Below are 13828 nucleotides of genomic sequence, written 5' to 3' on the forward strand. Positions count from 1 at the left end.
CAAAAGTAGCCAACACGCCGGTCACTCACTTTAGTTGACCGACGTCTGTGTGTGCTGCATCTTTCTGATCGAGAACTTTAGTTGATGGTCGCTCCGATCCATCGGCTGACATCACCGGGGGGCGCGATGTACAAGCAGGCAACGACCACACAGGCTGAGCTGGCGGAACGGCGCGCCAGGCTGCTCCGGCTGCACTACGAGCTGAAGCGGCTGGGAGCCTGCGTGCGGGCTCGCACGCCCCGTAACGGACGCTGGCGCCTGCGCATCCGGCACAACGGATGGTCGGAGACCGTCCTGTGCGCCGGCGCCGACGGTGCCTACGCCTACGTCACCGCCCACGGACGGCTGCTCGGCACCGCCGACGAACCCCGGCACGTCGCGCGGCTGCTGATCTGGATGGTCGAACGGCGTCTCCGGTGACCCGGCCCAAACGAGCAGAAGTGACCCCCTCGGGCGCCGGTGCGCAGAAGACCGCGCAGGCGCCCCGGGAGACTCGGGTCATCAAATGGGTGGCTGCCGGAGTTGCCCCGCTGATCGTGGCGCTGGCCGTCCTCGGCGGGATCGGGTCGTTCACCACCATCCGGCAGATGGCAGAGCCGCATTTCGGCGGGCTGGCCTGGATCGTCCCGGTCGGTATGGACGTCGGCATCTTGATCCTGCTGGCCTGGGACCTGCTGATGGAGTACCTGGACCTGCCCTGGCCAGTACTGCGCTGGGTCGCCTGGCTCTACATCGCCGGCACCGTCCTGGTGAACGTGTCCGCCGCGCACGGAAGCCTGGCCGGCAGCGTGATGACCGCGGCGATGCCCGTCCTGTTCATCACGGTGGTCGAAGGCGTCCGGCACCTCATCCGCCGATGGGTGGGACTGACCTCCCTCAACCGGGTCGAACGAATCCCGGCCACCCGCTGGCTCCTCGCGCCGGTCTCCAGCCTGCTGCTGTGGCGGCGCATGGTCCTGTGGCACATCACCGAATACCGGCAGGGGCTCGACCTGGAGCACCGCCACCTGCTGGCCGTCTCCGAGCTGCAGCAGGACTACGGCAGGTGGTCATGGCGATGGCGTGCCCCGCTGGCCGACCGGCTCGCCCTCAACCGACTGCCCGCCCAGGACCCGCCCGGCCCGGCCGCTGACGGCAACACCACCAAGGCCAAGCGGCGGGAGAACCAGTTGATGGACATTGCCCGGCAACTCCACCGCGAGGTCGAGCGGGAAGGCGGCCAGTTCAGCCGGGACCGCCTCGGCCAACGCCTGCGCGAATCGGGCTTCACCATCGCCAACTACCGCCTCACCCAGATGATCGCCGCAGTTCGTAATGAAGCGGCCAGGCGGGGCTCGTCATGATCGCCTCATCCCGAGGGGAGCAGTTCGCCCAGACGGAGGAACAACGGCGTCAGCTCACCACTCTCAAAGGGATCGCTGACCACGCTGTCGCCTGTCTCGCCGACGGACGTCTGGAATGGAAGGTCTGGCTGAAGCAGGCCGGCCGTCATGGACGATACGGATTCACCAACACGCTGCTGATCCCGGCCCAGCGTCCCTCAGCAACCGATGTCCGCTCGTATGACGCATGGCAGAGGCAGAACCGGCAGGTTCGCCGTGGCGAGACCGGCATCCGCATCATCTCCACTCGCGGAAAGCCGCGCACCGTCTTCGACATCGAGCAGACCGACGGGCGGTCGATCGAAAAGCCCGAGCTCTCGCCGGCAGAGGGACTGCGGTGGCTTTCCCGGCTCGCAGCCGACCTCGACTTCTACGTCGACCGCGGACAGGGCTGGAGCTACCTCGGTCCCCCCGAGCGGCGGATCAAGGTTCATCCTGAGCTTGACGACACGGCCGCGGCGACCCTGCTCGTCCACCAGCTCGCTCACGCACTCCAGCCTGGCGGGCATCTCGACACGGTCGGCCTCGATTGTCGCGGCGTTCGGCGCGTCATGGCGGATTCGGTCGCCTACCTCGTCCTGGCCGAGCTTGGGCTGGACGTTTCGCAGCTGTTCTTTCCACCGCCTCAACGGTGGGCGGGGGATGACGTTCGCACGGACTCCGCCGCTGCCATCCGCGTGGTCGGAGACCAGATCGTACGGACGGGCAACCGACTCAAGCGGCGACTCCGTGACCTCTCCAAGCCGGGGCGCTCCACCGCAACGGTGGTCATCGGAAGGCCCGGACGCCCACAGGAGACCGCCCCAGTGGCTGAGAACATCGATCAGGCGTTGGATGTCTCCACGTCACACCTACGGGCTGCGCTCGCCGAGGCACACCGCTTCTACCGAAAGAACCTTCCGGAGAACTGGGGAACCCGCTACCTCGCACGCCGCGGCTTCACGCCTGAGATGCAAGAGCGATGGCAGATCGGCCTCGCACCTCGATCCCGGCATTCGCTGCTCCAGCACCTGCGGGAACTGGGTCACAGCGATCAGACGCTGATCGACGCAGGCTTGGCGAAACAGCCGAAGCGCGGAGCGCCCTTCGACCTGTTTCGAGACCGCGTCCTGTTCCCTCTCCGCGACAGAGACGGCGAGGTTATCGGCTTCATCGGCCGGCGCCGAGACGATGCCCCAGGCCCGAAGTACCTCAACACCCCTGAGACGGTGCTGTTCCACAAGGGCGATGTGCTCTTCGGCCTCCATGAGGGGCGCCCGCAGCTCACAGGCAACGCACGCCCTCTCCTTGTCGAGGGGCCGCTCGATGCGATCGCGGTCAACGCGGTCATGCCGGACGTCTACGCCGCCATTGCACCTTGCGGTACTGCGATCACCGCAGCGCAGATCGAAGAGATCGGCCGCTCCGTCGACCTCGATGCTTCCGGACTGGTCATCGCACTCGACGGGGATCCGGCCGGACGGACTGGAGCGATCAGGGCCTGGCGCACCCTCCGCCGCGTCGGAGGCGCAGTCGAGGCAGCGGTGCTTCCCAAGGGCCGGGACCCCGCCGAGCTCTTGTCGCCGACGGGACACTCAAGTGTCCGCGAGGCACTACTTTCTGTGACTCCCCTCGCTGACCTGGTCGTAGATGAGAAAATTCAGCGGTTCGGGGGAGCTCTGGAGTTCGTCGAGTCCCGGTTGGCCGCCGCCCAGGCCGCCGCAGTACTGATCGCCGAACTTCCGCCGGATCAGATCGTCCGCCAGGTCACCCGCGTCACAGCCCGCACGGGCATCGACGCGTCCGAGGTCACCTCCCTTGTCGCTTCGGCGATCAGCCCGGACCCGGCCCCCGACGCCTCATTAGTCCAGCCGCCAAGTCCTGACGGGCAGAGCACCTGGCTTCAGCGCACTTCGCATACGACACCACCCAAACGCACCCACCGGAGGAAATCATGAGCCAGCAGCACCCCGACCCGATCAACGAAGGCCTCCAGCACGGTGGCCAACGACTCGTCCAGATCGTTTCCACGGCGATGGGCGTACAACAAAGCCTCGCCCGGTACCGCCAGCGGTTAAGAGCTGGCCGGCGAGCACAGGACCAGCGAGCTCAACGAGCAGAGGCGAAGGCTCAGAGGGCGGCAATGACCGGAGCGCGCTCCCGCTGGGAACGTGCCCACGACCGCCAATGGCTACGGCGCGCGAACCTTCTGGACGTCGCCGAAGTGTGGGCGGCGGCCGTTCCCTACGCCCCAGACAACGCGTCCGCGGCGCTCGCGGTCAGCAAGTGCGAGGACCGGCTACGTGACCTACATCCCCACGCGATGAGCCACTACGACCGATACCGCAGCGAGGGCGAGAGCCCTCTCGACGCCATGCGACGGGCCGCCCACTTCTTCGCTCGCGACCCCGACATCCGAACCGGCGATGCGGCATCCCGACGCGGAGAACTACACGAAGGCACAGGTGCTGAGTGGACGGCGTCGGCTCCCGGCCCAGGCCGAGGTGACGGCGAAGAGGCTCGCCAAGAGCAGCGCGCGGGCCAGATCGCCAGCGAACTCAGGAACAAGCTCCGCCTTCAAGGGCGCGAACCCGAGCCCGAGGAGCTGCGCACGGTCTTGGAGATCGCCACGAACCTGCCCGAACACATCATCGTCAAGGTCGTACCCGAGAGCCCGCGCTCTCACCTCAGTCGAGGCTCGGACATTGCGTCGGCTGCCGAAGACTTCCCGCTCTCCATCCAGGAGGCGCTGGAGATGAGTTCGAAGCGGTCCCCCGAAACACCGGCCGCACGCCGAACACCACTCCAGGCCCCCGACCGGAACCGCCGACGCAACCTCTGAAGAAGGGAGGGAGATGATGACCGCCATGCAGGGCAACGAATTCTTCTTGCTCGCGCTGATCGGCTTCCTCATGCTGCTCGCTGTGCTGCCGACGCTGATCGCCATCGTCCGCGGCGTCGAGGAGATCGGCTACATCGTCTTGGTCAACGTGATCTGCTGCATGACCGTCTTCGGCTGGCCCATCGCACTGATCGCGGCGATCCGATGGCCACGCCGCTATCCGAAACCGTCCCGGACGGCTTGGCAGCCTCCGCCCGCGCCGCCACTGGACCGTCGCCGGAACGGCGCCTACGAGCGAGGAGGCGAGGATGAGAAATCGGCACCGTCGACGAACCGCTCCACGCGGAGAGATGCGTGGTGAGAAGCGCGACGCCGCGGCCACTGCTGCTACGAGTAGTGGGGTTCTGGCCTCCGGTCGTCTTCAACCTCACCCTCCTCGCCGCCATCTCGCTCCCTCATACCGTGCCCGAGACCACGGAGCATGTTGTTGCCGGGCATGCGCCGCCCTGCGCCCCGATTGGCCCGGTCGCCAGCAGGTACGTCGACAGGAACAAGGTCTGCCGCCGCGCTCGAAAAGAAGTACTGCGGAGTCTCAGGACCGGCCGTGACCCGGACTGGAACGACGTCTTCCGCGACTACATCCCCAGGGTGTCGAAGCCTCCCAGCCGCCGTCCGAAGCCGAGTGACCCCAGCCATAAGCCCAGGAAGCATCGGGAGAGCGCGCCGCCGACTCCAGCGCCTTCTCATCAAGGCAGGCAGACCGCCCCCACAAGATCTTCCACGCCGTCTCCTGGGCAGGTGGAATCGTCCGCTCAACCTCCGCCGCCAACACCCCGCGAACACGACACACCCATTCCTACGGCGCCCGCCAAGCAGAGTAGCCACAAGACCGGGCCATTCGGCTGGGTCGGAGTTGCCGCGCTACTGGCTCTGACCGCCGGCGTCGCCTATGTGGCCGGACGGCGCCGCCGAGCCTTCTGCCAGGCGACGCGATCCATGCTTCGCCGTCTCAACCGGCAAGCGAACGGCGTGGTGAGGGCGACTCCTGTGACGCCCACCGAGCGACCGGCATCCGAGGAGCGCGGGGCCCAACTGTCATCGAAGGTCGTTTCCCTGGTCGGCCCTGGCGCGGAAGGTGCCGTCCGCCGCTTGGCCTTGGACGCTCTCACCGACCGGAAGGGCCGCGCTTCCGAGCTCGTCATCGCCCGCCCCGACGCCTGGCGGCTATTCGGCATCGACATCGGCACTCTCCAAGAAGAGAAGATCCCAGGTCTAACTCTGACCGAAGATGCTCAGCAGACTCGCACCTATCCAGGAACCCAGAGACCGTTGCCGCGCATCCTCATCACCTGCGACGACGGAAGCGAAGCCGTCCGCGAACTCCCACCCCGGGGCCAGAGCCAGCTCACCGTACTGTCCCTGTCGCCGAGTACCGAGGTGTCCACAGAGGTCTCCGCTGACGGCGTGCTCACCCCACACAGGGCGGCACCGCCATTGCCCGACCGTCTTCCGCTGCTGTCGAGACCTGACGCCTTCAACCGCCTTATGTCCATGCCGACAATCAGCCGGCGTCGCGAGACGCAGGTCTGATTTCAAGAACGAGAAGCGGCCCCACCTTCGAGTGGCCTCTGGCCCGGTTAGCGATCTCGGCAAGCTTGATCACGAATGATTCTTGGCCCAACGAGGTTGTCGATGGATGGAGCCAGGAACGCGTGGATCATGGAGGTGACCAGAGGGTGTTAAAGGACCGTGCGCAGCGTCACGGAAACTCGTCGGCTGCGGGGCGTCCGTCCGTTCGGTCCGGGGTCGGTCTTGCGCGCCGGAATGGCATGCCGCCAGGTGAATCGTGCTGGGCCGGTCATCACGCACAGGCTGCCGACTTCGAGGCGCACCGGCACGCGGGTCTTGTCCTCGGGGCGGGTGAACTCCATGACGCATGCCGACAGCAGGCTGACCGAGGCGACGACCGGTCCGAAGGTGGGGACGCGGTCGACGTGGGCGCTGATTCCCTGGCCGGGGAGGTACTCGTTCACGATGACTTGGTCGGGAGGTCGGTCGAAGTGGCCGTCGTTGTGCAGGCGCTGGGCCAGCGTCATCGCCCAGGCGGGTAGCGGCGGGGCCGCAGCTGCGCCCACGCCTCGGTTGCCGTAGTCGTAGTGGTGGCCGTAGTGCTGGACACGCCGCCGTAGTTGCGATGACCAGGGCGCGGCGTCGATCTCCGCGATGAGTCGCCGCTGATCGTCTTCGTCCAGCCAACGGTCGAGACACAAGAGACCCGGAACCATGATCGAGAATCTATTAGATTATGGTCTGTCTGGCTCAGAGTCGGTGAATCGCCTTGGCTGCATGTGCATTCAAACAGCACGTCGGCTATTGGGAAGCAGAATCTCCTAGTCGGGCGAGCCTTCAGCTTGTTGTGCCTGGGTGCGGCTGAGCCAGTAGGGCTGGGTGCGGCGGCTCAGCGTCGGGGACCGGCGGCAGAGGTGGCTGGTCCGGTCGGGACGCCTGGGAGGCTGACCAGATCCGGATCGATGAGGTAGAGGCCGTCCCGGAGAAGCGCGCCATGGCCCTCCTCGGCGGTTGCAGCTGTGCCTGGGACGTCGGCCACGCTCATTCGGGCGTTTGTCGTGGCGCCCGGTCGTAATCGCCCTGGCCGCCACGGTAGGCAGCCCATCCCTTCACCGGGATCACCTGCGTTCCATTCCGGACCGGATCACCAGGCACCTGAGTGCGGCGGACGTCAGAGGTCCAGGTCCCCGCGGTTCGCCTGCTCGGTCAGCCGGCGCCACGCATCCCGGGCCAGGAACATCGTGGGGCCGTCGGGGTCCTTGGAGTCGCGGACTGCGATCAGCCCGGGAAGGGGGGCGAGTTCGACGCAGCCCTGGCTGCCTTGGCTGGCCGTCGCCTTGCGCCAGTTCAGCGGGGAGGGGGCCGGGGTGGTCATTGCATCTCCTCTTCGATCCTGTGCAGGAAAGCCGCCGTCTCGCGGGGGTCGAGCGCCGATGCCACCAGCAGGTTGAACTTGGTGTTCATGGGGCTTACCTGGTGCGGTTGCTCCAGGTAGGCGTTGCCGGCCTGGCTCTCGACGTAGACGACGTCCGGGTCGGTGGGGTCAGGGAAGCCGAGCAGCGAGAACGGCCCGTCGAGCCCGACATGTGCACCTTTATCGAAGGGTAGAACCTGCACGGTGATGTTGGGAGCCTTGATCGCAGCGAGCAGGCGGCTCACCTGACCCCGCATCACCGTGGCCTCACCGATTGGCCTGCGGAATACGTTCTCGTCCAAGACCACCCATAGGGCGAACGCCGGGGTCGCGCGATTGAGGATCTGCTGGCGGGCGAGCCGGAGTTCCAGCAAACGATCGATCGTCTCGGGCGCCTCGCCAGGGAGTGTCGTCTGCAGGACCTCGCGGGCGTACTCGGGTGTCTGAAGCAGCCCGTGGATGAGCTGGTTGTCGAAATGCCGTAGCTCGGCGGCCTCGCTTTCCAGCCCGATGTAGGAGCCGAAGCGGGGCGGGAAGACGTCCTGGAACTCGCTGTACCAGCCTGGCTGCGCCGCCTCCTTCGCCAGTTGGAGAAGCGTGTCCCTGATCCGGGCATCCGTCGTGCCGAACAGCTCCAGCAGGTCACGGATCTCCCGCTGCTTCGGAGGCTGCGCCTTGCCCGTCTCGATGCGGCTCACCCTTGAGGGCGAGCACTCCAGGTGGTCGGCGACCTGCTCGATGGTGTAGCCGGCGTTCTCCCTCAGCTTGCGGAGTTCGGAGCCGAGTCGGCGCATCCGAACGGTTGTGACTCCAGGCTGCGGCATGGATCCCCCTCCGTTGCGTGGCACAAGGTACCCGGCGCAACTGCTGCGGAGGCGCGGCTAGGAGCGGATACCGCACTGTCGTCTAGGAATATTGCGGACATGTACCCGTAATCCTGGCGCCACAGCAACGGCACACTTGTGCAGCACAGTTTCACAGTGCATTCTGAGGCCTGTACTTACCCGACTGCGGAGAGCGATCGACGCGAACCCAAAGGGGACTGGTCGCTCCTGCTCTCCTTCGAGGTGATTTCGGAGACGGGCCCGACTACATGAGGCGGCCCCGGACGCGGTGCGGCAACACCGGCCGGGGCCTGATCGGACGCAGGAGGTCCGACTATGCATGATCGTACGAACACGTCCACCGTTCGGGCGGTGACCCCCATCCTGGAACGCCCGCACAACCACGACCAGGTACAACACCCCACCCCCGAGACGACGATCACGACGACACCGGCCCCCTGGGCGCGCGACGTCGACCCGGAGCGGGCGGTCGCCGAGATCGGCGACCAGTTCCCCTCGGCAACCATCTGGTTCGGCGAGTACACCGGAAGCTTCTGGGCCCTCACCTACGCCCAGGACGGCACACCTCGACTGATCGAAGGGGCCACACCTCAGGAGTTGAGCCGTCGGCTCGACTCCCTCATGCCCCACCCGGCGCAACATCGTCGGCCGCAACCGCCTTCGCGCAGAGCGGTCCACGGAAGCGCTGCCCCCTATCTACCTCCCGCAGCGCGGGCTTCGGTCAGAAGCAGGCGCCTCCGGAAGAGGAACGAGTGCCGTGGTCGCCACTCCATGCCCAAGACACTCGGTCGGAGCCGCTGATGTTCACCGGCAAGGCCACCGACATCCCGCCCGGCGGATCCTGTGCGTTCCAGCTACCTCGAGACCCGAGCTGCGCATCCCAAGCGCGCTCGCTCGTCGCTGCGACGATGCGTGACCTCAACTTCCCCATCGACTCGATCGAAGACGCGAAGCTCGCGGTGTCCGAACTGGCTACCAACGCGCACACGCATGCAACCTCGATGTCCCGACCGGAGCTGTGGGTCTGGGCACGCACCCGCCCCGCCCCCGAACTGGTCGTCTCTGTATTCGACACTCATCGCGGAATCTGGCCCGTCTCCGGGGACGCCGACCTATTCGACGAGCACGGCAAGGGCCTTTCCATCGTCGCGGCGCTCTCCTCCGAAATGGGTACGCATCACACCCGCTCGCGCCTCACCACTTCGCGGGGCAAGTGCGTCTGGTTCACGCTCCCCCTCCCGACCGGATGGCCGACCGCCACCCACGTCATCACCCCCGCGATGGCAGCAAGTCGGCTCTCGGAAGTCCTGCGGGCACGCGGCATCCCAGCCACCTGCCGCGGTGACGACAGCGGCGCCCCGGTCATCAGCGTCGGAGCTTTGAACATCTGGATGGAGGCGAACGTCTTTTCTTGGCGCACCAGCCGAGGGCACGTCAGCCAACCGCTGATCGACCTCCAAGAAGCCGCCGAACGCATCGTCAACTGCCACGAAACCGCAGGCGTCTCGGCATCACCGGCCTGACGAAACCAGCACCTCCGAACCCAGCCGCCCCAAGCATCGGGGACGAGGCAGCCCTCCCGTACTGCTGTGTCCCCGGCCTATGCCACCCACCTTCCAGGACGACCCCATGCACACCGGCGCAGAACTGCATGCTCAGCTAGTCAGAGACATCGAAGCATTCAGAACCCTTGCTGGACGAGTCGACAGCAACGGCGGCGACCGCGTCCTCGATCATCTGACGCGAACCGGCGACCTCGGCGACACCGTCTTCTTTCTCCGCCGGGCCCATGACCTCCTGATCAGCATCACAGAGACATTGACCCTGATCGTCGGAGCGCACCACGTCCGCGAAGATTCCTCCGGTCAGCCCCACCTTCGAAGTCACGCGGAGGTCTCCACCTCAACCCCGCATGGCCTCAGCAAAGTCGATGCTGCCGAGGCCTGGCGCCGAGCCCACCTTCATCTGATCGACCACCGCGACACCCCGATGCTCCTCCATATCGAAGAGTTCGACGACGGCTACCGGGCCACCCCGGTCGCGGTGTCCCTCCCCGAGCCACCGCGCGTCCCCACCATCAAGCCCCCCGCCACCCTTGTCATCGACAAGACCACCGGCGCCGTCACCCGATGGCCCCTGCTCCCCATCAACGTCCTCGCCAAGCAATACCGTCGCTATCTGCACCAAGAACCTATGGACCTTGATGACTCTGGTTAATCCAGGTCGCCATCGAGTGCCGCCATGCCAGTGCAGTTGCCGCAGAATTTCGCCATGGCCTGAGCTGGGCGTTCGCTCGTTCCCCGGACTCGCGGAGCTTGGCGTGCGCGTGGTTGGTCTGCTTCTGCGCCTCGTGCTTGTCGCGTCCCTTGTAGGGCGCAGGATGTGCGCGCTGGCGCCCTGACTGACAGGCGTGCTCGGTTCGTGGCGCCTGGCACCGACAAGGTTCGCGTCGGCGCGGGTGGCGCGATCGGTTACCCGCCCAAGCGTCACCACCGATTACGGAAGGCCGAAAACCGCACAAATTCTTCTGCGTTGGAGGCGTCACCCCGAATCGGGGCATACCTGGATATAAAAGTACTTGCGGTGGCCGTTTCTGGTCAGTCAATCGAGTAGTTGACTTTGTTGTTGTGGCGCGCAACTGGATTGCTGGAGCGACAATGTTGATATGAATGCTCGTCTCTGTGTTCTTACTGGTGGTGGTATCGCGTTGGCCGCCATGCTGGGTCTGGCGGTGTACTGGAGCCAGGTGGGCTTCCGGTTGGCCGACACCCTCGGGTGGATCGGTGCGGTGGTGGGGATCGGAGGGTTGGCCCTAGCGGTGTACGGGGTGGCCGCCCGCGGGGGCGGCTCGCGGGAAGAACCGGCCAGAGTGCAGATGGATGCCAAGGCGAGTGGCCAAAGCCGTATCCATCAGGCCGGCCGCGACCAGACGAACAATGAGAAATGAGCACCGGGCCGCGAACGCCGGAGCCTGATGCCGCACATCCGGCGGTGCGAATGAAGGGAAGGGCCTCAGGTCAGGGCCGGGTCTATCAGGCGGGTGGTGACATGCGCCTGTTCACCCTCGCTGTCCCTCCCAGTATCCGCACCCCGGTGCTCGTGGCGCTGGTGCTGGCTTTGCTGGTCGGTGGTGGATGGGTGCTGGTGAAGTGGGTGCGGCCGTTGTTCGCGCCGGCGTATAAGACGCAGTTCCTCATTGACTCGAGCTTGGCTTCGGGTGGTCCGGCGGCGGTCGCCGACTCGCTGCGCACGGCTGTCGGTAACGCGGCCGACGACGATGCGCTGGCATTGCGGAGCTTCGGGGGCGAATGCGGTGTCAGTGAAAACACCCGGCAGCTGGTCGGTTTCGGCACCGGTAACCGCGAGGAGATCTCCCAAGCCGCCGGTGAGGTGCGCTGGGGCGGGCGGCCTACGCTGGTACGCGGAGTCGTCGAGGCGGTGGACGACTTCTCCAAGCGGCTGGCATGGGGCGCCGGCCAGCACGGCACCCGTGTCAACCGCATCATCGTGGTCACCCGGCACGGTACCGACGCGTGCGAGCAGGACCCCGCGGTCGTCCAGCGGGAGATACACGACCGTCTCGAGTCGGCCGGCCTGAAGGTGGACTTCAAGGTGATCGGCTACCAGGTTCCCGAGGCGGAACGTGAGCGGCTCAGGCAGATCTCAGCGGGGATCCGCGGCGACGCCCCGGTGTTCGCCGCCGATCCGGCCCGGCTGACCGCAGCCCTGGAGTGGTTCACCAACACCCAGCCCGTCCTGCAGGAGGCCAGGAAGGTCACTGACGTGCTGAACGCCGCCGTGGGTCAAGTGGAGGCCGCTCGCGCCGCCATTGAGGACGGTCGGCTCGACTTCGCCGACGATCAGCTTGACCGGGCCGGAGCGGCGGACATCGGTGCAGCGTTGGAGGCGCTGAAGCACCGTGCGACTACGCCGCAGGCGCGGGACATCCACCGCAAGGCGAGGCGGCTGTACTCCCAGCAGAGGCGTGTCGTCCAATCCGGGCGTGACCTGCTGGAGGCCAGCCGCGACGGCCGGTCCCGTGACGGTGAGTTCGCCGCCTACCGCGCCGCTGTCGTGACCTACAACCAACAGGCCGACGCGTTGAAGAGGGCTCTGGACGCGCTGCGGGCCACTGCACCAGGGGGATGATCGTGCCATCTTTGCGCCGTCGGCCGTTGCTGTGGGGGCTGGCCGTGACCGCGATTTTGGCGGTTGTGGCGGGCGTGGTCGGCTTTGTCGTCAGGTCGATCCCGCAGTACCGGACGACGTTCCTGATCGATGCGTCCGTCACGAACCAGGCGGATTTCCAGGAGGTGCGTCGTTCGGTTGTCTCTGCCGCGCGGAACGCGGGTGAGCGGGACGCGCTGGCCTTGCGCCGGTTCGGCGGCGAGTGCGGAAACGGCGGCAATACCCGGTCCCTGGTGGACAGCGGAATGGGCAACCGCGAGAAGATCGGCGCAGCGGCCCGGGCGCTCACCGCGCAGGGCAAGCCCACGCTGGGCAGCGGGCTCCTGGCGGCGATCGACGACTTCTCCGGCCGGCACCCGTTCCGAGGCAGCAAGGGCAACCGCATCATCGTGGTGACCGGGCACGGAACCGACGCCTGCAGCAGCGACCCCGCTGAACTGGGCCGCACTATCAAGAGCCGGGCCAGAGCCGTCGGCGTGGACATCGACCTGCGGTTCGTCGGCTACAAGGTCCCCGACGCTGGCCGGACCGTGCTCGGCAAGATCGCCGCGACGACCGGGAACCCCACACCCGACTTCCCCCGGAACGGCACCGAACTTGCCGAGACACTGAAGAAGTACACCGTCCCGACATCCACCGACCCCAGTCCGATCGCCCTCCCGGCTCAGTCGGTAACCACGCGGCCATGCACGTTGGAGCACGAGCAGCGCGGATGGAAAAAGACCCCCCAGCCGTCGACCTTCCAACTGCCCGCGCAGATGAAGCTCCCGCCCGGAGCGGCCGTTTACGAGGTTCCGCACCACCCGTCCAGGTCAGGTGTCTCCCGCTTCATCGGGGAGGCCGGAAAGGCGACTTGTTCCGGCGGACCGCCCGCCGAGGTGAGCGAGGGGCACCACATCAGCGCCACCGTCAGCAAGCCGTTCCCCGAGGACGGGCCCGATCTCCAAGATCTCAACGACCCCGATCAGATGAGCAGTGTTCGCCTCGTCGTCGAGGACCCCCACGCTTCCTGCTACCTGTTCCCCAAGAACAAGAGCCGGGAGCCCGGTGCCGCGTCGGAGTGCGGGACGGTCGCCGCTGGGATCTGGCTCGCCAATCGCGAGGAGATACCGACGGGGGACCCGCGCTACAAAGCCGTTCTGTCATACGATCCCGGCCTCGGAAACCATAAGCGGCTCCCCGGGACGATGGAGGTAGTCCTCGCGGTGGAACGGCCCGGCCCCTACAACCCGGCGATCTTGTGCATACAACCGAAGAACAGGGCCTCCCTGTGCACTGCGGCTCTGACCTTCCACTTTATGGAAACGATGAAGGACTCCCTGTCGAAGACCACCTTGGAAAGCGGCGCGCAGCAAATCGCACGTTTCGTTTCGAAGAGGTCCTGAGGCACGGGCATCCAGAAAGCTGATTTTGGCTGGCGACGGTGTCGACTGCCGAGACGTCCCCACCACCATGGTCGAACCTGCACGTAAGATCGCGCCTGCCGGTTCCAGCGCCACGCCGCTGACGTTGCACGCCAGCTTGGCGATCACCACGTCGCAAGGTAGGCGATGGTGATGCCGTACCGCCTGGCCAGGGCCGGCAGCGCCGGAAGGTGGACGCCGTCGAA

The 13828-nt window shown here is 66.4% G+C and carries 14 protein-coding genes and 1 pseudogene; 11 read left to right on the top strand and 4 right to left on the bottom strand.

From position 1 onward, the window contains the following. The first annotated feature begins 126 nt into the window (after positions 1–126). From IEZ03_RS14300 to IEZ03_RS14325, 6 genes are all read left to right on the top strand, one after another. Positions 127–420 carry a hypothetical protein gene (locus IEZ03_RS14300; protein ID WP_184878756.1) on the top strand — a complete coding sequence of 98 codons (294 nt, stop codon included), beginning with the start codon at positions 127–129 and terminating at the stop codon, positions 418–420. 89 nt (positions 421–509) lie between these two features. Beyond that, the gene (locus tag IEZ03_RS14305) at positions 510–1343 is read left to right on the top strand and encodes a DUF2637 domain-containing protein (RefSeq protein WP_184878760.1); all 834 of its coding nucleotides are present in this window, start codon (positions 510–512) and stop codon (positions 1341–1343) included. Beyond that, positions 1340–3319 (top strand): toprim domain-containing protein, encoded by a 1980-nt coding sequence (locus tag IEZ03_RS14310; protein WP_184878763.1) that lies wholly within the window; start codon positions 1340–1342, stop codon positions 3317–3319. Before IEZ03_RS14305 ends, IEZ03_RS14310 begins: the two co-directional genes overlap by 4 nt. After that, complete coding sequence (locus IEZ03_RS14315) at positions 3316–4203, top strand: hypothetical protein (protein WP_184878766.1); 888 nt, start codon at positions 3316–3318, stop codon at positions 4201–4203. The genes IEZ03_RS14310 and IEZ03_RS14315 overlap by 4 nt, the downstream gene beginning before the upstream one ends. 16 nt (positions 4204–4219) lie before the next feature. Further along, the gene (locus tag IEZ03_RS14320) at positions 4220–4564 is read left to right on the top strand and encodes a superinfection immunity protein (RefSeq protein WP_184878769.1); all 345 of its coding nucleotides are present in this window, start codon (positions 4220–4222) and stop codon (positions 4562–4564) included. 686 nt (positions 4565–5250) lie between these two features. After that, a complete protein-coding gene (locus tag IEZ03_RS14325; protein WP_184878772.1) occupies positions 5251–5793 on the top strand; it encodes a hypothetical protein in 543 nt (180 codons plus the stop codon). A 149-nt stretch (positions 5794–5942) separates the two neighbouring features. On the opposite strand, the gene IEZ03_RS14330 is transcribed toward IEZ03_RS14325, so the two are convergent. The 3 genes from IEZ03_RS14330 to IEZ03_RS14340 form a co-directional block, all read right to left on the bottom strand. Next, positions 5943–6488 (bottom strand): alpha-ketoglutarate-dependent dioxygenase AlkB, encoded by a 546-nt coding sequence (locus IEZ03_RS14330; RefSeq protein ID WP_184878775.1) that lies wholly within the window; start codon positions 6486–6488, stop codon positions 5943–5945. Between the two features lie 455 nt (positions 6489–6943). Continuing rightward, on the bottom strand, positions 6944–7147 hold the full coding sequence (locus IEZ03_RS14335) for a DUF397 domain-containing protein (protein ID WP_184878777.1): 204 nt from the start codon (positions 7145–7147) through the stop codon (positions 6944–6946). Then, positions 7144–7980, bottom strand: a complete 837-nt coding sequence (locus IEZ03_RS14340; RefSeq protein WP_184878779.1) for a helix-turn-helix domain-containing protein — start codon at positions 7978–7980, stop codon at positions 7144–7146. Before IEZ03_RS14340 ends, IEZ03_RS14335 begins: the two co-directional genes overlap by 4 nt. Before the next feature lie 851 nt (positions 7981–8831). Here IEZ03_RS14340 and IEZ03_RS14345 point away from each other — a divergent pair. Together IEZ03_RS14345 and IEZ03_RS14350 are read left to right on the top strand one after the other, a co-directional pair. After that, entirely contained in the window at positions 8832–9554 is a 723-nt protein-coding gene (locus IEZ03_RS14345) for an ATP-binding protein (protein ID WP_184878781.1), read from the top strand. Between the two features lie 106 nt (positions 9555–9660). Beyond that, the gene (locus IEZ03_RS14350; protein WP_184878783.1) at positions 9661–10248 is read left to right on the top strand and encodes an SUKH-4 family immunity protein; all 588 of its coding nucleotides are present in this window, start codon (positions 9661–9663) and stop codon (positions 10246–10248) included. A 49-nt stretch (positions 10249–10297) separates the two neighbouring features. Here the strand turns inward: IEZ03_RS14350 and IEZ03_RS37905 are convergent. Further along, positions 10298–10405: pseudogene (locus IEZ03_RS37905) on the bottom strand (IS5/IS1182 family transposase); the annotation flags it as partial. Positions 10406–10696: 291 nt separating this feature from the next. Between IEZ03_RS37905 and IEZ03_RS14355 the strand changes: the two are divergent. From IEZ03_RS14355 to IEZ03_RS14365, 3 genes are all read left to right on the top strand, one after another. Beyond that, positions 10697–10978, top strand: a complete 282-nt coding sequence (locus IEZ03_RS14355; protein WP_184878785.1) for a hypothetical protein — start codon at positions 10697–10699, stop codon at positions 10976–10978. A 101-nt stretch (positions 10979–11079) separates the two neighbouring features. Further along, positions 11080–12180 (top strand): VWA domain-containing protein, encoded by a 1101-nt coding sequence (locus IEZ03_RS14360; RefSeq protein ID WP_184878787.1) that lies wholly within the window; start codon positions 11080–11082, stop codon positions 12178–12180. A 26-nt stretch (positions 12181–12206) separates the two neighbouring features. Next, positions 12207–13604 carry a vWA domain-containing protein gene (locus IEZ03_RS14365; RefSeq protein ID WP_189241197.1) on the top strand — a complete coding sequence of 466 codons (1398 nt, stop codon included), beginning with the start codon at positions 12207–12209 and terminating at the stop codon, positions 13602–13604. The last annotated feature ends 224 nt before the right edge of the window (positions 13605–13828 follow it).

The sequence above is a fragment of the Actinomadura livida genome (genome assembly GCF_014648675.1).
Lineage (GTDB): Bacteria > Actinomycetota > Actinomycetes > Streptosporangiales > Streptosporangiaceae > Spirillospora > Spirillospora livida.

What these genes read in the sequence shown, in the direction of transcription:
- IEZ03_RS14300 (WP_184878756.1), top strand. Translation starts at nt 127, where the DNA reads ATGTACAAGCAGGCAACGACCACACAGGCTGAGCTGGCGGAACGGCGC.
- IEZ03_RS14310 (WP_184878763.1), top strand. Translation starts at nt 1,340, where the DNA reads ATGATCGCCTCATCCCGAGGGGAGCAGTTCGCCCAGACGGAGGAACAA.
- IEZ03_RS14315 (WP_184878766.1), top strand. Translation starts at nt 3,316, where the DNA reads ATGAGCCAGCAGCACCCCGACCCGATCAACGAAGGCCTCCAGCACGGT.
- IEZ03_RS14320 (WP_184878769.1), top strand. Translation starts at nt 4,220, where the DNA reads ATGACCGCCATGCAGGGCAACGAATTCTTCTTGCTCGCGCTGATCGGC.
- IEZ03_RS14330 (WP_184878775.1), bottom strand. Translation starts at nt 6,488, where the DNA reads ATGGTTCCGGGTCTCTTGTGTCTCGACCGTTGGCTGGACGAAGACGAT.
- IEZ03_RS14335 (WP_184878777.1), bottom strand. Translation starts at nt 7,147, where the DNA reads ATGACCACCCCGGCCCCCTCCCCGCTGAACTGGCGCAAGGCGACGGCC.
- IEZ03_RS14340 (WP_184878779.1), bottom strand. Translation starts at nt 7,980, where the DNA reads ATGCGCCGACTCGGCTCCGAACTCCGCAAGCTGAGGGAGAACGCCGGC.
- IEZ03_RS14345 (WP_184878781.1), top strand. Translation starts at nt 8,832, where the DNA reads ATGTTCACCGGCAAGGCCACCGACATCCCGCCCGGCGGATCCTGTGCG.
- IEZ03_RS14350 (WP_184878783.1), top strand. Translation starts at nt 9,661, where the DNA reads ATGCACACCGGCGCAGAACTGCATGCTCAGCTAGTCAGAGACATCGAA.
- IEZ03_RS14355 (WP_184878785.1), top strand. Translation starts at nt 10,697, where the DNA reads ATGAATGCTCGTCTCTGTGTTCTTACTGGTGGTGGTATCGCGTTGGCC.
- IEZ03_RS14360 (WP_184878787.1), top strand. Translation starts at nt 11,080, where the DNA reads ATGCGCCTGTTCACCCTCGCTGTCCCTCCCAGTATCCGCACCCCGGTG.